The sequence below is a fragment of the Mesorhizobium sp. M1C.F.Ca.ET.210.01.1.1 genome, assembly GCF_004791585.1.
In the GTDB taxonomy this organism is placed as follows: domain Bacteria; phylum Pseudomonadota; class Alphaproteobacteria; order Rhizobiales; family Rhizobiaceae; genus Mesorhizobium.
Map to the genome: position 1 here is coordinate 1 of NZ_SRUU01000124.1, position 396 is coordinate 396.

The 396-nt window shown below is 56.8% G+C and carries 1 protein-coding gene; it reads left to right on the top strand.

All coding sequences use genetic code 11. The features are described from left to right. Positions 1–232 (top strand): hypothetical protein (locus EN853_RS34315; RefSeq protein ID WP_210236097.1); only part of this gene is annotated, 232 nt, incomplete at its 5' end. Positions 233–396: the final 164 nt, after the last annotated feature.

Here is a 396-nt window from a genome sequence, read left to right on the forward strand (position 1 = left end):
CAAGGACATGCGCGGTGCAAATCCTGATGGCTTCGCCATGCTGTCCAGGCTCTTCGATGAGAAACACGTCTACGAAGTGCCTTACATCCCGGATTATTATGACCTTCGCGATCGGTGCAAGCTGTTTGTCCAGACGGGCGACTATCGCGTGCATGCCAATGTGATCCTTGTCGGCGGCTATCCAAGCGCCGACATTCCCATGGACATGATCCTCAACGGGCTTGCCCCGTAACGAAGTAATCCGCCACAGGTGGTCGATGCCAAGGTTTGAGGGCGCTTCCGGACAGGTCTACTACCGCCACTGGGCTCCGCTGAAGCCCACTGCGCAGATCGTCTTTCTGCATGGATATGGCGAACACAGCGGCCTCTACCACCGCTTCGCGAACTCCTTGAATG